22 protein-coding genes are annotated in these 22668 nt (G+C 69.6%); 14 read left to right on the top strand and 8 right to left on the bottom strand.

Features of this window, described 5'->3' with window-relative positions; translation table 11 throughout:
- Window positions 1–149: 149 nt before the first annotated feature.
- Window positions 150–818, bottom strand: a complete 669-nt coding sequence (locus J1M36_RS07695) for a TrkA family potassium uptake protein (protein WP_035965130.1) — start codon at window positions 816–818, stop codon at window positions 150–152.
- Window positions 811–2256, bottom strand: a complete 1446-nt coding sequence (locus tag J1M36_RS07690; RefSeq protein WP_064846651.1) for a TrkH family potassium uptake protein — start codon at window positions 2254–2256, stop codon at window positions 811–813. The genes J1M36_RS07695 and J1M36_RS07690 overlap by 8 nt, the downstream gene beginning before the upstream one ends.
- Window positions 2257–2403: 147 nt before the next feature.
- On the opposite strand from J1M36_RS07690, the gene J1M36_RS07685 reads away from it, so the two are divergent.
- From J1M36_RS07685 to ccsB, 11 genes are all read left to right on the top strand, one after another.
- Window positions 2404–3615: an acetoin utilization protein AcuC gene (locus J1M36_RS07685; protein WP_064846652.1), complete on the top strand. Its 1212-nt coding sequence runs from the start codon at window positions 2404–2406 to the stop codon at window positions 3613–3615.
- An 87-nt stretch (window positions 3616–3702) separates the two neighbouring features.
- Window positions 3703–4740, top strand: a complete 1038-nt coding sequence (locus J1M36_RS07680) for a helix-turn-helix transcriptional regulator (RefSeq protein WP_064846653.1) — start codon at window positions 3703–3705, stop codon at window positions 4738–4740.
- 37 nt (window positions 4741–4777) lie between these two features.
- Window positions 4778–6118 carry an NADP-specific glutamate dehydrogenase gene (gene gdhA / locus J1M36_RS07675; protein ID WP_064846654.1) on the top strand — a complete coding sequence of 447 codons (1341 nt, stop codon included), beginning with the start codon at window positions 4778–4780 and terminating at the stop codon, window positions 6116–6118.
- 87 nt (window positions 6119–6205) lie between these two features.
- Window positions 6206–7048 carry a FadR/GntR family transcriptional regulator gene (locus tag J1M36_RS07670; protein ID WP_082943348.1) on the top strand — a complete coding sequence of 281 codons (843 nt, stop codon included), beginning with the start codon at window positions 6206–6208 and terminating at the stop codon, window positions 7046–7048.
- A gap of 151 nt (window positions 7049–7199) precedes the next feature.
- Window positions 7200–7298, top strand: a complete 99-nt coding sequence (locus J1M36_RS07665; RefSeq protein ID WP_005504750.1) for an AURKAIP1/COX24 domain-containing protein — start codon at window positions 7200–7202, stop codon at window positions 7296–7298.
- Window positions 7299–7382: 84 nt separating this feature from the next.
- Window positions 7383–7814, top strand: a complete 432-nt coding sequence (locus J1M36_RS07660) for a glutaredoxin family protein (RefSeq protein ID WP_082943349.1) — start codon at window positions 7383–7385, stop codon at window positions 7812–7814.
- 83 nt (window positions 7815–7897) lie between these two features.
- Window positions 7898–8569, top strand: a complete 672-nt coding sequence (locus J1M36_RS07655) for a histidine phosphatase family protein (protein WP_206478999.1) — start codon at window positions 7898–7900, stop codon at window positions 8567–8569.
- Window positions 8570–8661: 92 nt separating this feature from the next.
- The gene (locus tag J1M36_RS07650; RefSeq protein ID WP_342358318.1) at window positions 8662–9249 is read left to right on the top strand and encodes a TlpA disulfide reductase family protein; all 588 of its coding nucleotides are present in this window, start codon (window positions 8662–8664) and stop codon (window positions 9247–9249) included.
- Window positions 9246–10004: a cytochrome c biogenesis CcdA family protein gene (locus J1M36_RS07645; protein WP_085106234.1), complete on the top strand. Its 759-nt coding sequence runs from the start codon at window positions 9246–9248 to the stop codon at window positions 10002–10004. The genes J1M36_RS07650 and J1M36_RS07645 overlap by 4 nt, the downstream gene beginning before the upstream one ends.
- Window positions 10001–11674 carry a cytochrome c biogenesis protein ResB gene (locus J1M36_RS07640; protein ID WP_193518970.1) on the top strand — a complete coding sequence of 558 codons (1674 nt, stop codon included), beginning with the start codon at window positions 10001–10003 and terminating at the stop codon, window positions 11672–11674. The genes J1M36_RS07645 and J1M36_RS07640 overlap by 4 nt, the downstream gene beginning before the upstream one ends.
- A gap of 4 nt (window positions 11675–11678) precedes the next feature.
- On the top strand, window positions 11679–12833 hold the full coding sequence (ccsB, locus tag J1M36_RS07635) for a c-type cytochrome biogenesis protein CcsB (protein ID WP_241246965.1): 1155 nt from the start codon (window positions 11679–11681) through the stop codon (window positions 12831–12833).
- Window positions 12834–12936: 103 nt separating this feature from the next.
- On the opposite strand, the gene J1M36_RS07630 is transcribed toward ccsB, so the two are convergent.
- Window positions 12937–13518 (bottom strand): PLDc N-terminal domain-containing protein, encoded by a 582-nt coding sequence (locus tag J1M36_RS07630; RefSeq protein WP_241246964.1) that lies wholly within the window; start codon window positions 13516–13518, stop codon window positions 12937–12939.
- Between the two features lie 242 nt (window positions 13519–13760).
- Between J1M36_RS07630 and J1M36_RS07625 the strand changes: the two genes are divergently transcribed.
- Complete coding sequence (locus tag J1M36_RS07625; protein ID WP_035965117.1) at window positions 13761–14039, top strand: DUF4229 domain-containing protein; 279 nt, start codon at window positions 13761–13763, stop codon at window positions 14037–14039.
- A gap of 93 nt (window positions 14040–14132) precedes the next feature.
- Here the strand turns inward: J1M36_RS07625 and J1M36_RS07620 are convergent, their stop codons facing one another.
- The 5 genes from J1M36_RS07620 to J1M36_RS07600 form a co-directional block, all read right to left on the bottom strand.
- Window positions 14133–15017: a 1,4-dihydroxy-2-naphthoate polyprenyltransferase gene (locus tag J1M36_RS07620; protein WP_035965116.1), complete on the bottom strand. Its 885-nt coding sequence runs from the start codon at window positions 15015–15017 to the stop codon at window positions 14133–14135.
- A gap of 228 nt (window positions 15018–15245) precedes the next feature.
- Window positions 15246–15758, bottom strand: coding sequence for a 2'-5' RNA ligase family protein (locus J1M36_RS07615; RefSeq protein ID WP_206478997.1), 513 nt, complete (start codon window positions 15756–15758; stop codon window positions 15246–15248).
- 95 nt (window positions 15759–15853) lie between these two features.
- The gene (locus J1M36_RS07610) at window positions 15854–17074 is read right to left on the bottom strand and encodes an AMP-binding protein (RefSeq protein ID WP_206478996.1); all 1221 of its coding nucleotides are present in this window, start codon (window positions 17072–17074) and stop codon (window positions 15854–15856) included.
- 10 nt (window positions 17075–17084) lie between these two features.
- On the bottom strand, window positions 17085–18035 hold the full coding sequence (locus tag J1M36_RS07605) for a 1,4-dihydroxy-2-naphthoyl-CoA synthase (protein WP_064846661.1): 951 nt from the start codon (window positions 18033–18035) through the stop codon (window positions 17085–17087).
- 10 nt (window positions 18036–18045) lie between these two features.
- Window positions 18046–18303, bottom strand: a complete 258-nt coding sequence (locus J1M36_RS07600) for a hypothetical protein (protein ID WP_206478995.1) — start codon at window positions 18301–18303, stop codon at window positions 18046–18048.
- A gap of 68 nt (window positions 18304–18371) precedes the next feature.
- Here J1M36_RS07600 and hrpB point away from each other — a divergent pair, with 68 nt between their 5' ends.
- Together hrpB and J1M36_RS07590 are read left to right on the top strand one after the other, a co-directional pair.
- A complete protein-coding gene (gene hrpB / locus J1M36_RS07595) occupies window positions 18372–21038 on the top strand; it encodes an ATP-dependent helicase HrpB (RefSeq protein WP_206478994.1) in 2667 nt (888 codons plus the stop codon).
- 492 nt (window positions 21039–21530) lie between these two features.
- Window positions 21531–22466: a CoA ester lyase gene (locus tag J1M36_RS07590; protein WP_206478993.1), complete on the top strand. Its 936-nt coding sequence runs from the start codon at window positions 21531–21533 to the stop codon at window positions 22464–22466.
- The last annotated feature ends 202 nt before the right edge of the window (window positions 22467–22668 follow it).

The raw sequence follows: 22668 nt of genomic DNA, 5'->3' as shown, positions 1-22668 counted from the left end.
ACGCGCGTGCGCCATAGCGGGGGACGACGTCGCTCGCGGGCGTCGGTCACGCCGGTCACCGAGGAGCGCGTGCCGGTCGACGCTGACCGGCACCGAGGGGCGTCGGGCCGTGATGCCGGATCACGACGGCCCGCCGAGACGCAACCGGGTCAGGGGCGTGCGGCGAACCGTTCGATCAGGTCAACGTGCCCGGACACGATGAGCAGGTCCCGCGAGCTGACCGTGGTGTCCGGGCGGGCGTAGGTGAAGTCCTCGCCCGGGGACTTCACACCCACCACGGTCACGCCGTACTTGGAGCGGATGTCGGACTCGCCCAGCGTGAACCCCTGGGTCTCCCGGGGCGGGTACATCTTGACGATCGCGAAGTCGTCGTCGAACTCGATGTAGTCCAGGAGCCGCCCGGAGACCAGGTGGGCGGTGCGGCGCCCGGCGTCGGCCTCGGGGAAGATCACGTGGTGGGCGCCGATGCGCGCGAGGATCTTGCCGTGGGCGGGGGAGATGGCCTTGGCCCAGATCCGGTCGATCCCCAGGTCCACGAGGTTTGCGGTGGTCAGCACCGAGGACTCGATGGACGTGCCCACACCCACCACGGCGGAGGAGAACTCGGCGGCGCCGAGCTGGCGCAGGGCGTCGATGTCCGTGGCGTCGGCCTCGACCACGTGGGTGAGCTGGCCGGACATCTTCTGCACGAGGGCGGCGTCGCGTTCCACGCCGAGGACCTCGCGCCCCTGCTGGATCAGCTGCAGGGCCGTGGCCGAGCCGAAGCGCCCGAGGCCCACCACCAGGACGGGGACGGAGTGGGAGGAGTTCTTAGCCAATGATGGGCCTCTCTTCCGGGTACGTGTAGAGCCGGCGCCGCGAGCGCAGGGCCAGGGCCGTGGCCACGGTGTTGGTACCGATGCGGCCGATGAGCATGATGACGGACAGCACGTACTTCCCGGCGTCCGGGGCGCCCGCGGACACACCGGTGCTGAGACCGCACGTGGCGTACGCGGAGATGACCTCGAACAGTACGTGGTCCAGGGGCATGTGGGTCAGGGCGACCATGATGCTCGAACCCAGCAGCACCACGGAGGCGCCCATCATGATCACGGAGATCGCGATGCGCAGCACGGAGTCAGGGATGGTGCGGAAGAACGCGATCACGGACTGGTCGCCGCGGGCCTCCGCGAGGATGGCCAGGAAGACGACGGCGAGTGTGGTCACCTTGATCCCGCCGGCCGTGGACGCGGAACCGCCGCCGGCGAACATCATGGCGTCCGTGAGCAACAGCGTGACCTGGGACGTGTCGGTCATGTCCACCAGGTTGAAACCGCCCGAGCGCATCATCACGGACGCGAAGAACCCCTGGAAGATCCGCTCGGGGACGGACTGTCCGCCCAGGGTGTCCGGGTTGGCCCACTCGATGGCCGTGAACAGCACCCACGCCAGCAGCAACAGTGCGGCGGTGGTGACCACGGTGAGTTTGGCGTTGAGGTTCCACCGGGTGAACCGGAACCCCACCTGACGCAGCACCAAGATCACGGGGAAGCCCAGGGACCCCACGATCACCCCGATGCACACGGGCAGCAGGATGAGCCACGCGGTGGGCCCGGCGTGGTCGTAGGGCACGAGCCCGTCCGTGTGGGGCGTGAACCCGGCGTTGTTGAAGCTCGAGATCGCGTAGAACACCCCGTGCCACAGGGCCGTTCCCAGGGGTTCTCCTTCGGCGAGGAACCCCACGGAGAGCACGAGCGCCAGGGCGGCCTCGATGCTCACGGAGGTGATCACGATGATCTGCAGCAGCGAGCCGACCTCACCCAGGCGCCCGATGTTGAGGGCCTCCTGGGTGATGAGCTTGGACTTGAGCCCGAGCTTGCGCCCGATGGCCAGCGCCAGGATGGACGTGAGCGTCAGGGTGCCCAGACCGCCCACTTGAATGGCGATCAGGATGACTACCTGGCCGAACACGGACCACTGCGCGGCCGTGGACACCGTGGTCAGTCCGGTCACGGTCACGGCGGAGGTCGCGGTGAACACGGCGTCCACGAACCGGGTCTCCTGACCGGGGTTGGCGGACAAGGGCAGCCACAACAGGGCCGCGAAGCCCAGGTCCACGATCACGAACACGATCACCGCGAGCCGCGCGGGCGAGGAACTCGCGATCTGGTCCACGAAGTCCCGGATGCCTCGCGCCGTGCGTGTGGTCAGCGGTTCACCGGAGGGCGCGGGGGATGCAGGCTCCTCGACGGCGTTGGGTTGTTCGAGCTCGCTCACGGCACCTCCTCGCGGGATCCGATGGACGGTCGGGTCACGCGGAATCCTACGGTCCCGCGGGGGTGGATCGGCGCAACGACCCCCAGTATCCCCCGTCACAGTGCGCTGCAGCGACTGCCGCATGCGCGTGAGTGTTCTAATGGAGGTGTGAGCTCCGCGACAACGGGCAAGGATGCCGTCTACCCCACCAGTGTCTACTGGGATCCCCGGTTGCTCCAGTACGACTTCGGGGACTACCACCCCATGAGCCCCACCCGCCTAGACGCGACCATGCGGTTGGTGCAGAACCTGGGCCTGGACAGCGCGCCCAACGTGCGGGTCACCGTCCCCGAGGTCCCGGACGACCCCGTCCTGGAACTCGTGCACACCAAGACCTACGTGCAGTCCGTGCGCGCCGTCTCGGAGGACCCCACGCGGCAGATCCCCGAATGCGGTTTGGGCACCGAGGACACTCCCGGCTACGAGGGCATCCACGAATCGAGTGCGCGCCTGGTGGGCGGCAGCTACCAGGGTGCCGCGGACCTGCTGAGCGGTTCCGTGGTCCACGCCGTGAACTTCGGCGGTGGCATGCACCACGCCGCGGCGGACAAGGCCTCAGGTTTCTGCGTGTACAACGACTGCGCCGTGGCCATCCAGCACCTCTTGAACAACGGAGTGCAGCGCGTGCTCTACGTGGACGTGGATGGCCACCACGGGGACGGCACCCAGTCGATTTTCTACGACGAGCCCCGCGTCATGACCGTGTCCCTGCACGAGACGGGCCTGTCCCTGTTCCCGGGCACGGGCTTCGCCAACGAGATCGGCTCCGGGGCGGCGGCCGGCACCGCGGTCAACGTGGCCATGCCCACGCGCGCGGACGACTCCCAGTGGCTTCGAGCGTACGACGCCGTGGTCCCCCCGATCGCGCGCGAGTTCCGTCCCGAAGTGATCGTTTCCCAGCACGGCTGCGACTCCCACTTCCAGGACGAACTGACCCATTTACGCATGAGCGTGGACGGGCAGCGTCAGATCGCGTTGGCGGTGTCCGAGCTCGCGGCGGAATTATGTGAGGGCCGGTGGATCGCCACGGGTGGCGGCGGGTACGACTGCCACGACGCCGTTCCCCGCTCGTGGGCGCACCTCGTGGGGGTCGCCTCGGGATACCCCGTGGACGTGAACACGCCGGTCCCGCAGGCGTGGCGCAGCTACATGGCCGAAAAGTACGGCGGGCGCCCGCCCGAGCGCATGGGCGACGACGTCGACATCTGGTGGCGTTCGTGGGAGATCGGCTACGACCCCAGTGACGAGACCGACCGCAGCATCATGGCCACGCGCAAGGAGGTCTTTCCCCAGTGGGGACTGGACCCCTGGTACGACTGACCCTGGCAGGGCTGACGCTGGTGGGACCGACCCGTGACGGGAAGGTCTGATTGGGTCAGGGTGGGCAGCCCGTCTAAGGTGAATCCCATGTCCCACGACGCATATTCCGCCTTGTCCGACCCCACCCGACGCCGCATCCTCACGGCCCTGTGCGGCGGGCCCCGGCCGGTGGGCGAGCTGGTCACCGCGCTCGAGGTCTCCCAGCCCACGGTGTCCAAGCACCTCAAGGTCCTGCGCGACGCCGGGATGGTCACCACCCGCGCCCAGGGACAGAAGCGCTTCTACAACCTCACCGCCGAGCCCTTCGTGGCCGTGCTCGACTGGGTGAACGAGCTGGTCGCCGCCGCGAACGAGGCGGACACTCCCGTGACGGATACACATGAGTCCGCCCCGGCCGAGTCCGATGAGCCCGCCATGGCGAACGACGTCGCTGCGCAGCTGGCCGTCGACGACGCTGCACAGCTGACCACGGACGCCTCCGCCGAGTCGACCGACCACGACGCCGCGCCGTCGCCCGAGGACGCCCCGCGCCCGGAGCCCGTACGCGCCGAGGCCGCTGACGTCGACGCCGCCCAGGAACCTGTGCGCGACCCCGAGCGGTCCCTGCCGTGGTTCACGGCGGAGGTCACCGACGTCACGACGGAGGCCACCAACACCTCGGACAATCCCGAGGTCCTGGACATCCCCGCTCCCACGGTCGCCCCCGGATCCCCGGTCGATGATCCCCGTCCGGAAGAAAATTCTGGGGAAGCAGAGACGCCCGTAGAAGCCGAGTTTTTCGACGAATCATCCCAGGGGTCCGAGAAAGTCGTGCAGTTCAGCTCGGGGGTCACCGAAGAAGCTATCAATTCCGCTGATCCGGAGGGCCTGGCCGACGAACGGGAGGCCCAGGTCACAGGGGATACTGTGGACGATGGTGCCCACACCGAGCCCGCTGCGCAGCCCCGTGCCGCGCATGATGCCGAGCCCCACGATGCAGAGCCCCGCGCTGTCTCCCCGGAGACGAACTCGCCCGAGATCGCGGAGCTCATCCGACCTCGCGGGGCCGCGCATCGCCGTCAGAGCGGTCTGCTGTCCACTCTGACGGGTTTCCGGCGACGCAACCGCGGTTCACGCCGCGGTTGAGTGGGAGCCGCAGACCTTTCAAGAGGGCAGGAGAGACATGCACGAGAAACTGATCCCCATCCGGCAGATCGTCACGGCGCGCAACCCGGGTGAGTCCGAGTTCCACCAGGCTGTGGACGAGGTCTTCGAGTCGTTGGGTCCCGTGGTGGCTCGCCATCCGGATCTGTTGGACTCCGCGATCGTGGAGCGTATCTGCGAACCCGAACGTCAGATCATTTTCCGTGTGCCGTGGATGGACGACCAGGGCCAGGTGCACATCAACCGCGGGTTCCGGGTGGAGTTCAACTCCGCGCTGGGTCCCTACAAGGGTGGCTTGCGGTTCCACCCGTCGGTGTACCTGGGCATCGTGAAGTTCCTGGGTTTCGAGCAGATCTTCAAGAATGCGCTGACCGGTATGCCCATCGGCGGCGGCAAGGGTGGATCGGACTTCGACCCGTCCGGGCGCAGTGACGCGGAGATCATGCGGTTCTGCCAGTCCTTCATGACCGAGCTGTACCGCCACATCGGTGAGTACACGGACGTCCCCGCCGGTGACATCGGCGTGGGCGGGCGTGAGATCGGGTACCTCTTCGGTCAGTACAAGCGCATCACCAACCGCTACGAGTCCGGTGTGCTCACGGGCAAGGGCCTGTCCTGGGGCGGTTCGCTCGTGCGCACCGAGGCCACGGGCTACGGTGCGGTGATGTTCGCGGAGGAGATGCTCAAGACCCGCGGGTTGGACCTCGAGGGCCGGGACGTGATCGTCTCCGGTTCGGGCAACGTGGCGATCTACGCGATCGAGCGGGCCCAGTCGCTCGGCGCCAAGGCGCTCACGGCGTCGGACTCGAGCGGTTACGTGGTGGACAGCAACGGCATCGACCTCGAGCTGCTCAAGCAGGTCAAGGAGGTTGAGCGGGCCCGGATCAGCGAGTACGCCGAACGGCGCGGCTCGAGTGCCCGATTCGTCTCCGACGGTTCGGTGTGGGACGTCCCCGGCACGGTCGCGCTGCCGTGTGCCACGCAGAACGAGCTCAACGGCCGTCAGGCCAAGACCCTGCTCGAGAACGGGATCGTGGCCGTCGCCGAGGGTGCCAACATGCCGTGCACCACCGAGGCCGTGCACCGGTTCCAGGAATCGGACGTGCTGTTCGCGCCGGGTAAGGCCGCCAACGCCGGCGGTGTGGCCACGTCCGCGCTCGAGATGCAGCAGAACGCGTCCCGCGACTCGTGGAGCTTCGACTACACGCAGCAACGCCTGCGGGAGATCATGCGCGGGATCCACGATCGCTGCGCAGAGACCGCCGAGGAGTTCGGGATGCCGGGCAACTACGTGGCCGGTGCGAACATCGCGGGGTTCCTCAAGGTCGCCCGGGCCATGGTGGCCCAGGGCATCATCTGAGCACGGCCGCGTCCGGAGAGCGGCGCGCCGGGCGCCCGACCGTGCCATACGGCGGTCGGGCGCCGTACGACGTTTAGGGTGGGATATATGGCAACGCATCGAGAGGTTCTGCAATGGCTCGAGAACGAGCTGTTCGACGCAAACCTGGTGCTGGGTCAACGACTGCCCACCGACAAGGACCTGGCCGCGATCTTCCGGGTGTCCCGCAACTCCATGCGTGAGACCCTCAAGATCCTGGAGGCCCAGGGCATCGTCAATCTCTTCGAGGGCCCGCACCGCAGCATTCTCCCCATCCTGGTGCGCGAACCGGCCGCGTCCGCGGGTCCCGCACTGCAGTTGCACATAGCGACGTCGCAGCACCCGTTGCGTGACATCGTCCAGACTCGCGTGATGCTCGAGACCTCGGCCCTCGAGAACGCCGAGAAGCACAGCATCCCGCGCGAGGAACTGCACGCGATCATGGCGCAGATGGACGAGGACCTGGGGCTCAAGCAGTTCCACCACCTCTACGTGAGCTTCCACATCGCGCTGGTCAAGGCGGGCGGCAACGCGGTGAACGCGGCATTGTTCACTGCCCTGCGGGACTCGATCTACGAGTACACCCTGGCACTCGTGGGTCATGTGCCGCTGTGGAGCACCACGTCCAGCCGCATCCGCGCCGAACACCGGGCCATCGTGGGCGCCCTCGAAGCGGGGGACCACAACCTGGCCGCCCGCCTCGTGGCCGAACACATCACCTACCAGTACGAGGAAGCCGGCGTGGACCCGGACGACTCCCGCGCCTCGGTCGCGGAACCACGCTCGCTGGACCGTGTGGCGTCGTCCCGGGACAAGCGCACGGCCACGCCGCGGGGGCGTTCCGTCACGGAGCAGGACGGGCGGCCAGAGCAGGACGAGGAACTCGACGCCGATCGCCGCGCGAGCGCCTGAGCGCCCGTTTTCGGGCCCGGCGGGGTCGCACGGTAAGGTAGGCCAGTAGTTTGCCGTTAAACGTATGTTGCCCCCGCGTTAGCAGGGGCGGGGCGGTGTTCACCCGCGGCCCCCAGCAAATACCACTGTCCAGAGAACTGTGAGGGATCCTATGGGTTCGGTCATCAAGAAGCGCCGCAAGCGCATGTCCAAGAAGAAGCACCGCAAGCTGCTTCGCAAGACTCGTCACCAGCGCCGTAACAAGAAGTAAGCGCGCCCGTGATAGGCCCCGTTCCCGCTATGGGAACGGGGCCTTCATCGTGTGCGCAGTGTCCGCGTGCGTAGCATGGGCCGCATGACGCAGCAGCCCGTGAGCCCCGACCGTCTCGATCCCGCCCGTCCGGCCGAACCGGGCCCCGCCGTGCAGGCGGAACCCGCAACGGCGACGGCGCGTGAAACCGGCGCGGGCGCCGGTGCCGCGGGGAGGCAGGACGGGCGCGAGCGACGTCGTACGCCCCTGCTCTCCGGCGCGGACTGGACCCGCCCGCGCCCGGCGCACACAGTGACGCTGCTGACCAAACCGGGATGCCATCTGTGCGAGGACGCGCGCGAGGTCGTGACCGGGGTGTGCGAGCAGACGGGCAGCGAGTACCGCGAGCGGGACATCACGGGCGATCTGCAGCTGCTGCGCGACTACGCCGAGTACATCCCCGTGGTCTTCGTGGACGGAGCCCCATGGGACCGGTTGCGCATCGACGCCGCCCGGTTGCGCGCCGTGCTGTCCTGACGCGCAGTGCTGTCCTGACGGGGTCAGTTCCGTGCCGACGGGGCCGATTGGGGGCTGACAGCGGGGTTTGAGACACTGGGGGCATGCCTTCAGCAACCGTTCACCTCCTGCGCCACGGCGAGGTCCACAACCCCGCGCACGTGGTCTACGGGCGGCTCCCGGACTACCACCTGTCCGAGAAGGGCGCTCGGATGGCCGAGGCCGCCGCGGCGGACCTGGCCCGGCGGGTCCAGGATGGCGATCGGATCGTTCTGCTGGCGTGCTCGCCGCTGACCCGCACGCGGGAGACTGCCGCACCCGTGGCCCGCGAGTTGGGGCTCGAGGTGCGCACGGACGAGCGGTTGATCGAACCGGCCAACCACTTCCAGGGTCTGCACGTGACCGGTCGTGAGCTCGCCAAGCCCAAGCACTGGCCCTACATGCTCAACCCCTTGCGGCCCTCGTGGGGTGAGCCCTACAAGGCGCAGGTCGAGCGCATGGCACAGGCCGTGCGGGAACTCGCCCGGGACGCGGTGCGCCGCGGTGGCGACGGCGCCCAGGCCGTGGCCGTGTCCCACCAGTTGCCGATCTGGCTCACGCGGTTGTCCGCGCAGGGCCGTCCGTTGCCGCACGACCCGCGGCAGCGTGAGTGCAACCTCGCGTCCCTGACGTCCTTAACGTTCAAGGACGTGGACGCCGCGCAGGTCCCGGAGGTCTCCTACCGGGAACCCGCCGCCCACCTCTATCCAGGCGTCAATCAGCTTCCCGGCTCATAATTGATCTCTCACCCCACGACCTCTTCCCAGGTGTTCTCCCCGTGACTTCTCCGCGTTGTTCATCCGCCCGTTCCCTGCCTGCCCGTGCCCGAGTGCGCACGGGAGCGGTCGCCGTGGTGGTGTGTCTGGGGCTCGCGCTCGCGGGGTGCTCGTCCTCGGGCAACGACAGCCTCGCCCAGCAGGCCAACGCCGGCGGCGAGAAGGGCTACGTGGCCGGTGACGGTTCCGTGAGCGAGTACGCGCCGGAGCAGCGCGGGGAGCCCGTGCAGTTCGAGGCCGAGATGTTCGACGGCAGCACCGTGAGCGCCGAGAGCCTGCGCGGCAAGCCCGCCGTCGTGAACTTCTGGTACGCAGGGTGCGCGCCGTGCCGCGCGGAGGCCCCGGACCTCGTGGCCCTGCACCACGAGTACCAGGACCGCGCGCAGTTCCTGGGCGTGAACCTGCGCGACCAGCAGCCCACCGCGGAGGCGTTCGAACGCAACTACGGGGTGGACTACCCCTCCGCGTCCGATCTCAACGGGGCCGTGCTGCTCGCACTGAGCGACTACGTCCCGCCGCAGGCCGTCCCCACGACCCTCGTTCTGGACGAGCAGGGTCGCGTGGCCGCCCGCGTGCTGGGCAAAGCGAACAAATCCACCCTGGACGCCCTGATCAAGGACACGGTGGCTGAGTCCGCATGAACGGCAATCCCTTCGCCGAGGTCGTCCTCGACGGTTCACTGATTGCCGCGCTGCCCGTGGCGCTGCTCGCGGGATTCGTCTCCTTCGCCTCACCGTGCGTGCTGCCCCTAGTGCCCGGGTACCTGGGCTACATCACCGGGCTCACCGGGGTGGACCTGCGGGAACAGCGGCGCGGGCGGATCCTCACGGGCGTGGTGCTGTTCGTCCTGGGGTTCTCCGCAGTGTTCGTGCTGATGTCCGTGGTGCTCGCGCAGCTCGGCGCGTTCGCGTGGTTGTTGGGCCAGCAGTGGATCATGGTGGTGCTCGGGATCCTGGTGATGCTCATGGGCGTGGTCTTCATGGGTGGTTTCTCGTGGTTCCAGCGTGACCGCAAGATCGAGCGCCGCCCGCCCCCGGGGCTGTGGGGTGCGCCCCTCCTGGGGATGGCCTTCGGTTTGGGATGGGCCCCGTGCATCGGCCCGACCTTCGCCGCGGTGCAGGCGCTCGTCTACGTGGACGGCGCGTCCACCGGCAAGGCCGTGGTGCTCACCACCGCCTACTGCCTGGGACTGGGCGTCCCGTTCGTGCTGATCGCCCTGGCGTTGCGCCGGGGCATGGGGGCCATGTCCTTCTTCCGCAGGCACCGTCTCACGCTGCAGCGCGTGGGCGGTGCCGTGCTCGTGCTCATCGGGGCCGCCATGGCCACGGGCGTGTGGTCCGCACTGGTCTCGTGGGTCCAGTCCGAATTCGTAACCGATTGGGTGATGCCGATATGACCGAGACGCGCACGCCACGCCCGAAGAAGGCGCAGCGTTCCGACGTGGAGGTCCCCTCACTGGGTCCCCTCGGCATGGCCCGGTGGGCCTGGCGGCAACTGACCAAGATGTCCACGGCCCTCGTGCTGTTGTTGTTGCTCGCGATCGCTGCGGTCCCGGGATCCCTGTTCCCCCAGCGGGTCCAGGACCCGGACGCGGTGACCAGCTACATCGAGGCGAACCCCACCATGGGTCCGTGGCTGGACCGCCTGCAGCTGTTCGACGTCTTCTCCTCCTACTGGTTCTCCGCGATCTACCTCCTGCTGTTCATCTCGCTCGTGGGCTGCGTGCTCCCGCGCGCCGTCCAGCACTTCAAGGCGTGGCGTTCCAAGCCGCCGCGCACCCCGCGCCGGATCTCCCGGTTGCCGCAGTACCGCAAGGTCATGCTGGGCGGGCGCGACGGCGCTGCCGCACCTTCCCCGGACGACGCCGTCGAGCAGGCCGCCGCCGCCCTGAAGAAGCGCGGCTACCGGGTGCAGACACAGGACCTGGGCTCCGCGGCGCCGTCGGTCGCGGCCGAGCGCGGGATGCTCAAGGAAGTGGGCAACATCCTCTTCCACGTAGCGCTGCTGGGCGTGTTGGTCTCCGTGGCGATCGGTGCCCTGTTCGGGTACAAGGGGCAAAAGATCATCGTGGAGGGGGAGTCCTTCGTGAACACCCTCGTGGACTACGACTCCTTCAACCCGGGGACCAATTTCGACCCGGACTGGCTCAACCCCTTCTCGGTGCGGCTCAACAACTTCCAGGCCACGTTCAACCGGGACACCTCCGATCCCCGGCACTACGGTCAGCCCACCGACTTCAACGCGGACCTGACTGTCACGGACGGACCCGGGGCCACACCCCAGGACGTGAACCTCGCGGTCAACAAGCCCCTCAACGTCAACGGCACCAAGGTGTACCTGGTAGGCAACGGTTACGCGCCCGTGATCCGCGTGACGGATGGGGAGGGCAACGTGGCCTACGAGGGCCCCGTGGTCACGGTCCCCTCGGACTCCGTGTACACGTCCTCGCTGACCCTCAAGGTCCCGGACGCCCGCCCCGATCAGCTCGGGTTCGTGGGGTTGTTGTTGCCCACGGCCGTCTCGGAGCCGGGGGAGATCCCGCGCTCCGCGGACCCCGCGCTGAACAACCCCGCGCTGATCCTGTCCTCGTTCTACGGGGACCTGGGCCTGGACAGCGGGCAACCGCAGAACGTGTACGTGCTCAACACCGAGAACCTCACGGAACTGAACTCCATGACTTCGGCCAACGGGCCCATCCTGCTGGACGGTCAGCACCGCGAGGTGCAGTTGCCCAACGGCAAGGGCAGCGTGGAGTTCCTGGACGTGAAGCGCTACGTGGGTCTGGACGTGCACAGCGACCCCGGGCGGATCCCCGCGTTCATCTCTTTCGTGCTCGCGTTCATCGGGCTCATCATGAGCCTGTTCATCGCGCGCCGGAGGGCGTGGGTGCGGGCCACCACCACGGAGGACGCCAACGGGGTGCGGTGTACTGTTCTGGAGTACGGACTGTTGGCGCGTGGCGAGGACCACCGCTTGGGCGCGGAAGCGGAAAAACTGACAGCTCTGTGGACGTCATTGTGGGAGGACCGCGGCGTGCGGGAGTTCCACCTGAATTCGAAGGCGTGAACTAATGGGTAGCAACATCAACGTGACCTTGGGCAACTGGAGCGAATGGTTCATGCTCCTGGCCGCCATGACCTACCTGGTGGTGTTCGTGGCCTTCGTGTGGGACATGGCCTCCCACTCCAAGACCCTCGGCCTGACTGAACGTGCCCGGCGTGACACCGCCGAGGGCGAGGCCAAGGAACTCGTGGGCGCCACGGCCGCGCATTCCGGGGCCCGGGCGGCGGGTTCCGCCACGGTCGGTTCCACGGTGTCGCGCTCCGCGTCCACTCGCTCTTCCGCCGGGGGTGCGTCCGGCGACGGCGCGGGGACCGGTGAGTCCGTCGCGGATGAGTTCCGGACTTCGGCGGACGGCGTCAAAGGCGTGAACGAGTTCGAGGCGCTGGACTACCAGCACAACAGCCGCCGCCCGGCTGCCCGTGTGGCCGTGACCCTCATGGTCATCGCGTTCCTGCTGCACGCGTTCGCGGTGGTCTCCCGCGGTGTCGCCGCGGACCGTGTGCCGTGGGCCAACATGTACGAGTTCTGCACCACGGGCGCCCTGGTGGTGGCCGGCGTGTACCTCGTGACGCTGTTCTTCAAGGACCTGCGCTTCGTGGGACCCATGGTCTCCGGCCTCGTGCTCATCATGCTGTGTCTGGCCACGATCGCGTTCCCGACCCCCGTGTCCCCCTTGCAGCCCGCGCTGCAGTCCTACTGGCTCATCATCCACGTGTCCATCGCGGTCGCGGCCTCCGGGATCTTCACCATCACGTTCGCGATGGCCGTGCTGCAGTTGCTGCAGTCCCGCCGCGAGAAGAAGCTGGCCACCGGCGAGGACGCCCGTCTGGGCTTCCTGCGGGCCGTGCCCACGTCCGTGACCCTCGAGAACTTCTCGTTCCGGCTCAATTCCGTGGGATTCGTGTTCTGGACCTTCACCCTGGCCGCCGGTGCCATCTGGGCGGATCAGGCCTGGGGTCGGTTCTGGGGTTGGGACACCAAGGAGGTCTGGACCTTCGTGGTGTGGACCGTCTACGCCGCCTACATGCACGCGCGCGTGACCCGCGGCTGGAACGGCAATCGTTCCGCGTGGCTGTCGATCGCGGGCTACCTGTGCGTGGTGTTCAACTTCACGGTGGTCAACACGCTGTTCCCGGGCCTGCACTCGTACTCGGGCCTGTGAGTCTTCCGCGGGCATGAGCCCGTGACATGAGTTCGCGAAACAGGTGAGCCCCGTCCCTCATGGGGCGGGGCTCACGTCATGTTCAGTGGGTATCTCGGGCTCGTTACCGGGGAGTGGAACCACCGGGACGCGAGTCGTCGCCGCGCGGATCGTCGGGGTTCAGGCCGTCCGCGTCGGGATCGTCGCGGGGAGCGTCTGAGTTCTCCGAGTGGGAGCCGCTGCGGGGGGCGGCGTCGTCCGGGTCGTTCGCGCGGACATCATCCGCCGGGTGGTCGGGGGAGGGAGCAGCGAGGCGCGGGTCGGAGGGATCCAACACCGGTTCCTCGGCGTCGGGGCGTTCGCCCGGGGCGCGACCGGTGCGCTTGAGTTCGTTCTCCCATTCCTGGAGCTTGCGAGCGCGTTCCTGTTGCTTGCGCCGCTCCTCGAGGTTGCGCAGGAACTGGGGGTCGTCGTCCGGGCCGCGGCCGCGCTGGGGTTCGCGGGCGGCGTCGTCCTTGCGGGGGCGGCCGAAGAAGAGCCACAGCACCGCCCCGACCACCGGCAACAGCAGGATCACCAACAGCCAACCCCACTTGGGAATGGCCCGCACGGCGTACTTGTCCGACTGCGCGCACTCGATGAGCGCGTAAATGATGACGCCCACAGCGAGGGCGCCTGCTCCGATGATCAGGATCGCTCTGCCCATGCGGATCATCCTAGGGGAGTGGACTGGGCAGTTCCTCTTCGGGTCAGCGCGGCGGGTGGGGGAGCGCGTCCCGTCCGGATCGGGCCCGGGCAGGAAGGCGCCCTGACCAGGGCCGGGGCCTTGAGTGGGGAGGGCGTCCGAGGCAGATGCCCCGCACGGGCAACGTCCTGTCCAGATCGGGGCTTTTCGCAGGCAACCACGGTGCCCGGGAAGCACCCAGGGCGGGCCCGTAGAATGGTTGGGTGAACTTCGTGAAGTATTCCCTGCTGCGCCTGGGCATCCTGGTGGTGCTCTTCCTGCTGTGCATGTACCTGGGGCTGGGGTTGGTCTTCTCCGGGATCGCGGCCGTAGTGGCGGCCTTCGCGATCTGCTACATCTTCTTCCCCAAGCTGCATTACGCCGCGGGCCAGGACTTCCACCGATGGATCTCACGCACCCCCAAGCCCACCAACCGGGTGGCCCTGGAGGACCAGGAGATCGAGGACTCCTACACGGACCGCGAGGCTCGCAAGGACGTCTGAGCGTCCGCCCGCGGGGTTCTGGCCCGGGGCACTTCAGGGGTCGCGATGGCGCACACCCGGAGCGCGACGCCATGATTCAAGCGGCGGGGAGTGTCAGCCCAGGTACTGGTGCACCAGCACTGCGATCGCGTAGAGCACGGTCACGCCCAGGTTGATGAAACCGCACTGCTTGAGCACGGGGATCAGCTCGCGCCGGTCGGTGGTCCTGAGCACGGTCACGGCCGCGCCGATGGCCAGTGGCGTCACGGCATAAATCAGGAGCACCCACGGGTTGTGTGGCACGAGCAGCAACGGCAGGACCATCCCCACGAACAGCTCTGTGGTGAACGTGAGCCGGGCCTTCGGATCGCCCAGACGCACGGCCAGGGTCTTCTTGCCCACGGCGCGGTCCCCGGGGATGTCCCGGACATTGTTGGCCATGAGCAGCGCGCACGCGAACAGCCCGGTGGAGATCGCCAGGACCCACGACTCCAGGTTGAGCCGCCCGGCCTGGGTGATCGTGGTACCCAGGGTGGCCACGAGACCGAAGAAGATGAACACGAAGAGATCGCCGAGTCCCATGTACCCGTAGGGCTTCTTGCCACCCGTGTAGCCCCATGCCGCGAGGATCGCCAGGACACCCACCGCGGCGAGCCACCACTGCTGGGAGACCACCACGAGCGCGATGCCTGCGAGCGCAGCCAGCCCGAAGCACACGAACGCCGCGGTCTTGACCTCGCGGGGGGATGCCGCACCGGAGCCGGTCAGACGCAACGGGCCCACGCGATCGTCGTCCGTCCCGCGCACGCCGTCCGAGTAGTCGTTGGCGTAGTTCACCCCGATCTGCAGGAACAGCGCGACCAGCAGCGCGAGGACCGCGGGGCCCAACCGTGCGGCAGCCATCCACTGGGCGGCGGCGGTGCCGGCGATCACGGGGGCCGCGGCCATGGGAAGCGTACGCAGACGTGCTCCCTCGACCCACTGAGCTGGTGTGGCCACGGTGCAACCTTTCGAGAACGGGGACGGGTTCGTGTCATTGTTTCACGCGCTGTGCACGTGCACACGTTCCAGGGACACGATGAGCCCAGGCGGTCCCAGCGGCCCGGCCGTGGATGCGGTCGCGGATTCCGGTCGGGCGCTGGGGCGCCTGAGTGCGTCAGGCATGCGCGGTCTCGCCGAGCCCAAGGGATGACGACGGCGCGAGCGCGGTAAGCCGCCCGGTCCGGTTCAGCCCACCACCGTGGCGGTGACGCGCTGGTCGGGATCCCATCGTCGCAGGCCCGCGATCTCGACCGCGCGCGGTGCGGGCACGTCTGCGAGTACTTCCAAGGCCTTACCCACCTGAGACGCGGTGAGTCGCTTACCCAGGGTCAGGTGCGGAACCCACGGGCGGGCCGGGGGTCGGGACTCCGCCGCGATCCGTTCCAGCTCGCGGACGGCCTCCGTGACCCTGGGTGGCACAATCACCGACTCCGCGAGCACGAAGGGCCCGTGCCCCACAACGAGCAACCCAGGGATGTCCACGGAACACGGCAACAATGCGGAGAACATCTCCCGTGCTCGGGCCAGGACGTGTTCGGGCATCGAGGGCGCGGACAGTGCGGTGATGTGCGGGGCGTTGGACGCACCGCAATGCGTGGCGAGGCTCGGTAGACCGGCCCCGTGCAGTGCCGCCCACCGCGAGCGGATCAGATCATCTGAGGCGGGGGAGAGCACCAGGTCGAGGGAGTGCGCGGGCATGATGTCACCTCGTCCCGTCCGTGGGGTCGTCGCGAAGGACCGCCCGGCCTGTCGCGGTCGGCAGCCACACCCCGGCCCCGTGGAACGCCGGCGCGCTATACATCGGGGCTCGCGAACAACGCTTCGGCGGAACGGCGGTCGGGTTTCCCCGTGGCCAGCATGGGCAGTTGCGCCACGTGACGCCACAGCTTGGGCACCGCGGGGGCTCCGAGCCCGTCCCGGATCGCCGAGGACAGTTCATGCTCCACGGCATTGAGGTCCGAGCCCTCCCGCAGCGCGATCAACGCCGCGACCGCCTGCCCCCACTCCGGGTGCGGCACCGCGAGCACGAGTGCCTGGCGGACCCGCTCATCACGCTGCAGTTCGGCCGCGACCAGTCCCGCGGAGACCTTCACACCGCCGGTGTTGATGACGTCGTCCGTGCGGCCCAGCACCCTGAGCGTCCCGTCCTCCCGCAGCACACCGAGGTCGTCCGTGCGGTACCAGCGCACGCCGCCGATCACACGGAAGTGGTCCGCGGTCTGGGCGGGATCGTCCAGGTAGCCGTCGGCCACGGCCGTCCCGCCCAGCCAGATCCGGCCCTCCCGGCGCTCGTTCGGATCGGGTACGGCGCTGGATGGTGCACCGTCGGGGACGATCCCGGCGGTGACGGCGTCGAGCGCGGCGTCGTCGTACACGCAGCCCCCGCACGTCTCCGACATCCCGTACGTGCGCACCACGTGCACGCCCTCGTCCGCCGCGCGCGCGGCGAGGTCGGGGTACAGCGCGGAGCCGCCCACGAGGACGGCATCGAAGCGGGCGAGGGCGGCGACGGCGCGCGGGTCGGGTGCGCCGTCGCGCGGGTCCAGAATGCGCTGCAGCTGCGTAGGCACCACCGAGACGTAGCGCACCGGATGGGTGAGCCGCTGCGCGGCGTCCGCGAACGCGGCGGGGGTGAAATGCTCGGTGGGCATCGCGACCGGGCGCGTGCCCGCAAGCACCGAGCGCGCCAGCACCTGGATGCCCGCGACGTAGTGCGCCGGTAGGCACAGCAACCATTGACCGGGGCCTGCCGTGGCACGCTCGGTGGCGCGACCGGAGGCCGTGAGAGCTTGCGTGCTCAGCACGGTCTTCTTGGGGCGCCCGGTGGAGCCGGACGTCGCCACGACCACCGCAGGGCCCGGTCGGGACAGGGCTGCGGTCAGGCGCGGTACGAGCTCGAGTGGGTCCCCGGGGACGGGCCCGTCCAGGGTGACGACGTCGCTCGGCAGCGCCCGCGCCTCGGGTGCCGGCACGGGCTCACCCGGCAACGCGGGATCATTCGGATAATCCGACATGCCGTGATGCTCAGAAGTAGTAGGGGAACGCGGACCAGTCGGGGTCGCGCTTCTGGAGGAAGGCGTCCCGGCCCTCGACTGCCTCGTCGGTCATGTAGCCCATGCGTGTGGCCTCGCCCGCGAAGACCTGCTGACCCACCATGCCGTCGTCCGGGAGATTGAACGCGTACTTGAGCATCCGCACGGCCTGCGGGGACTGAGCGGTGATCTTGCGGGCCCACTCGACGCTCGTCGTCTCGAGGTCCGCGTGCGGGACCACCCGGTTGACCGCGCCCATCCGGTGCATGTCCTCGGCGGAATATTCATCCGCGAGGAAGAAGATCTCTCGTGCGAACTTCTGGCCCACCTGGCGGGCCAGCAAGGCGGAGCCGTAGCCGGCGTCGAATGAACCCACGGTCGCGTCCGTCTGCTTGAACTTGCCGTGCTCGCTCGACGCGATGGTGAGGTCGCACACCACGTGCAGCGAGTGGCCGCCGCCAGCGGCCCAACCGGAGACCGCGGCGATCACGACCTTGGGCATCGTGCGGATCAGACGCTGGACCTCCAGGATATGCAGGCGCCCGGCGCGGGCCGGGTCGATGGAGTCCGCGGTCTCACCCTCGGCGTAGTGGTAGCCGTCCCGGCCGCGGATGCGCTGATCGCCGCCCGAGCAGAACGCCCACCCGCCGTCCTTGGCGGAGGGGCCGTTGCCCGTGAGGATCACGGCGCCAACGTCCGAGGACATCCGGGCGTGATCCAGGCTGCGGTACAACTCGTCCACGGTCCCGGGACGGAATGCGTTGCGCACCTCGGGCCGGTCGAACGCGATCCGCACCCACGGCAGATCCCTGACCACGTCCCCGTCCCGTTCCACCCCGCGGTGGTAGGTGATGTCCTGCAGGTCCTCGAAGCCCTGCACCGGACGCCACTGCTGCGGGTCGAAAATCTCGGATACCTGCTCGGGAAGCTGCGCGTTGGTCATGGGTACCACTCTAGGCAGGTGGCCGGGGCGCCGTCCCACTCGGCGTCGGGTCCGTTGACGTCGCTGTGCCCGCCGACACTGCTCGGTCGTGGCCGTTCGAGCGGCCCGCCATCGCGACCGCGCACGCGCCGACGACCACGGCCACGAACGTCAAGGTGAGGAACGTGAAGGTGAGCATTCCCGTCACCGCTGTCACCACCAACAGGATGACACCGGCGACGATCGCGCCGATGCCCAGTGTGCGGCCACGTTTCGCGGTCGAGTTCATGCCCACCTCTCCGTCGGGGGCTGCCCACCCTAACAACCGCGTCCGAGGGCTCGGCCATACTGGAACCCATGAGTGCCGCCCCGTTCGACGTCCGCCGGATCGGCCGGGGCCTGCCGTTCGCGGAGTCCGTGCCGGCTCTGCAGGAGGCGCTGCGCGGGGGCGCGGCCGTGGTGCAGGCCCCGCCCGGGACGGGCAAAACCACTCTCGTGCCGCCGATGGTGTCCAACGCGGTCCGGGAAAACCTCGTAGGGGCGTCCGGTGCGGATGCTGATCCCGTCACCGGCCGCGTCGTCGTCGTCCAGCCCCGCCGGGTGGCCGCTCGGGCCGCCGCGCGCCGGCTGGCCGCGCTCACGGTGACGGAGCCGGGCGGCGTCGTCGGCTGGAGCGTGCGGGGCGAGCGCAGGACGTCGAAGGCCACTCGGGTGGAGTTCGTGACCCCCGGCATCCTGCTGCGCCGACTGCTGCAGAACCCGGAACTGGCCGGGACCGCGGCCGTGGTGCTGGACGAGGTGCACGAGCGGGGCGTGGAGTCGGACCTGCTCGTGGGGATGCTCGCGGAGCTGCGGCAGCTGCGGGAGGACCTCGTGCTCGTGGCCATGTCCGCCACGGCGGAGGCGAAACGGTTTGCAGCCCTGCTGGGAGGGGACGCGCCCGCTCCGGTGGTGGACTGCCCGTCCGCGCTGCATCCGCTCACAGTGGAGTGGGCGCCGGGCCCGCAGCGCCTCGACGAACGGGGTGTCACCCCCGCGTTCCTGGCTCATGTGGCCCGCACCGCCGCGGCGGCTCATGCCCGCGCTGTGGCCACCGACCCGACCGTGGACGCCCTCGTGTTTCTCCCCGGCGCCCGGGAGGTCTCCCGTGTGGCGGCCCAGCTGCGGGGCCTCACCGACGCCGAGGTCCTGGAACTGCACGGTCAGCTCAGCCCGCGCGAGCAGGACCGCGCCGTCGCGGGCCGCGCGCCGGGGGAGCGCCCGCGCATCGTGGTCACCACGTCCCTCGCAGAGTCCTCACTCACCGTCAACGGCGTGCGCCTCGTGATGGACTCTGGTCTGGCCCGCCAGCCCCGCCGGGACGCCGGGCGCGGGATCTCCGGGCTCGTCACGGTCTCGGCGTCCAAGGCGTCGGCCGAGCAGCGCGCCGGCCGCGCCGCTCGCCAGGGCCCGGGCACGGTGGTGCGCTGCTACGACGACGCCGCCTGGGGCGCCATGCCCGCCCACTCCGTTCCCGAGGTGCGCACGGCGGACCTCACCGCCGCGTGCCTCGCGCTCGCCGTGTGGGGCTCACCGGGAGGTGAGGGGATGGCCCTGCCGGGCCCGCTGCCGCCCCGTGCCCGCGCGGACGCCGAAGCCGAGCTGACGCGCCTCGGCGCGGTAGCCGAGGACGGCCGCGCCACCGGCCTCGGAAGCCTGCTGGTCTCCCTGCCGGTGGAACCCCGCTGGGGTCGCGCCCTGTTGGACGGAGCGGACCTCGTGGGTGCTAGAACGGCGGCGGAGGTCATCGCCGCCGTCTCCGACGGCGTCCGCGTGCCCGCTGCGGACGTCCCCGCGCTGGTGCGCGGGCTGCGCTCCTCCCGCGGTGGCGAGTCCGCTCGGTGGCGCCGCGAGGCGCAGCGGTTGGAGCGGATGGCGGCGCACCCCGCGCTGGCGGGCGACGGTGCGGCGGAGGGAGCCGAGGAGAACACGGACGCGCCGCCCCGCGGGCCGGAATCGGACGTGCCCGACGACGTCCGGGAGGGTGTCGTCGTGGCCCTGGCGCGGCCCGAGTGGATTGCCCGGCGGATGGACGCCTACGGGGACCAATGGCTGCTCGCCTCCGGAACACGCGCGGGGCTGGAGACCGGGAGCCCGCTGCGTCACCACGAGTGGTTGGCCGTCGCCGAACTGACGCGCGCCGCGGGCAGGGTTGCCGCGGGCACCGGCGCGGTGATCCGTGCGGCGGCACCCCTGGACCTGGCGCACGCGCAGCTCGCCGCCGGTCCGCTTGCCCGCACTGAGACGCGCGCGAGCTTCTCGAACGGTCGCGTGAGCACCCGCGAGGTGCGTGCGGTGGGCGCGATCGAGCTCTCCGCCACGCCCGTCCGCGCGGATCCGGACACGGCCGTGCCCGCCATCCGCGCCGCGCTCGCCGCCGAGGGCCTGGACCTACTGCCGTGGGACGACGCTTCCCGCGGGCTGCGCGCCCGGCTCGCGCTGCTGCGTCGTCACCTGGGGGAGCCGTGGCCCGCGGTCGACGACGCCGCTCTGGTCGAGCGCGTGACCGAATGGCTCGCCCCCGAACTGCGGGACGTGGCGCGTGGCGGGTCGCTGCGGTCGATCCGCGTGGTCGATGCGCTGCGCAGGCTGCTGCCCTGGCCGGAGGCGGCGCGCTTGGACGAGCTGGTCCCCCAGCGGCTCATGGTTCCCAGCGGGAACACCGCCCGGATCGACTACCCGGCGGTCTTCTCGGAGGACGAACCCGCCCGTCCGGCGGTGGTCGCGGTGAAACTGCAGGAGTGCTTCGGGTGGGCGCAGACGCCGCGCGTCGTGGCCGGGCGTGTGCCCGTGCAGTTCCACCTGCTCTCCCCGGGGCGGAGCACGCTCGCGATCACCGATGACCTCGCGTCCTTCTGGTCGGGGCCCTACGCCCAGGTCCGGGCCGAGATGCGTGGCCGTTACCCCAAGCACCCCTGGCCCGAGGACCCGTGGAACGCGGTGGCCACAGCCAAGACCTCCCGCGCGCTGCGGCGGGACGGCTGAGCGGGGCCCGTGCGCGGGCGGACAGCGCGGGCCCGGTGTGCGAGCGCGGCCCGGGCGGTGGGGTCTGGACGGTTGCGCCGGGCCGGGCCGGGGTGGTGCAGGTGGGTGGAGGCTGCTGAAGCCTGACCACGGAGGTGGTGCGGTGCGGACGGGACGGCCGTGGACACCCCGTTTGAGATCCGCTGTGAGCTGCGTTACGGTGAAGTTTCGCCCCACCCCGGAGTGCATCACCACGTGCGCCCTGGGTCCGACCGTTCATCTCACGGCGCGGAAGCACCGGGCAGCACGACTGGCAGACGACCCGCACCGGCCCCTCATCGTCCAGGCCGGTCCGTGTGATCGGCTTGCCCGCGCTACCCCACCTCACCCGTCACGCCGCACGGGAGGGCCGGAGAGCACCCGCGCAGCCGCGGCTCACCGCCCGCACGTGCCCGGACACCGAGGTCAGAGGGGGCGTGTCCGTTCTCAGACACAGATCGCGAAGTGACTCTCATGACCACCACCACTGCGGAAACCACCATGACCATCGATCCCACCGAGACCCCCGCCGTGGGCCCGGAGCTGGCCCGTTCGTGGCTGCTTGTCAACGGCTCCCACAGGTCCCGTTTCGACCAGGCCGCGCAGAGTGCCGCGGACGCCGTGGTGCTGGACGTCGAGGACTCCGTGGCACCCGCGGACAAGGCCCAGGCCCGCGAGAACGTGATCGCGTGGCTCGGCTCCCGCAACCAGGAGGGTCAGGTCAACCGCGCGTGGGTGCGCATCAACGGCTTCGGCACCGCGTGGTGGGAGGAGGATCTCCGCGCCCTGCGGGACGTCCCCGGGCTGGACGGCGTGATGCTGGCCATGACCGAGTCCCCGGAACACGTGACCCGCACCGCGGAGCTGTTGCGCGGGACCCGAATCGTGGCGCTCGTGGAGACCGCGCGCGGCGTGCAGAACCTCCAGGCCATCGCCACGGCCCGGTCCACGTATCGCTTGGCGTTCGGGATCGGCGATTATCGCCGTGACACGGGCTTCGGCGAGAACCCCATGGCGCTGGCGTACACGCGCTCGCAGTTCACCATTGCCTCGCGTGCCGCCAATCTGCCCGGGCCCATCGACGGACCGGCCGTGGGAGCTCTCGGCGCCAAGCTCGCGGAGGCCACCGGTGTGACCACGGAGTTCGGGATGACCGGCAAGCTGTGTCTCATGCCGGAACAGACCGCCACCGTCAACGAGGGGCTGTCCCCGTCCCTGAGCGAGCTGTCCTGGGCCACCGAGTTCCTGGGGGAGTTCGAGGCCGAGGGCGGTCAGATCCGCAACGGTTCCGACCTGCCCCGACTGGCCCGGGCCCGCAAGGTGTTGGGGCTGGCGTCGGCATTCGGGATGCGCTTGCCGGAGGGCTACGACATGCACTTCGAGGCCCCCACCGACACCTACCACTGCTGACCTGGGCAGGGCGTGTGGCCCGGACCCGGGAGCGCCTTCAAACGTGGCCGTGGCTTGGGAGTGTCTGGAAAGTCGGCCGTGGCCTCCGCGTTGAAGCACACTCGAAGAGCGCAGCCCACGACGGCGCGGGACACCACCGCCCCGACGTGGGCTGCTCATTGCCAGGCATCGCCGTCGCGGCCGAAAATGGGGTGGGGACCGC

Source organism: Kocuria sp. KRD140, assembly GCF_017168375.1.
Taxonomy (GTDB): domain Bacteria; phylum Actinomycetota; class Actinomycetes; order Actinomycetales; family Micrococcaceae; genus Kocuria; species Kocuria marina.
The sequence above is the reverse complement of the archived record's forward strand: the minus strand, read 5'-3'. Positions and strand labels throughout refer to the sequence as shown.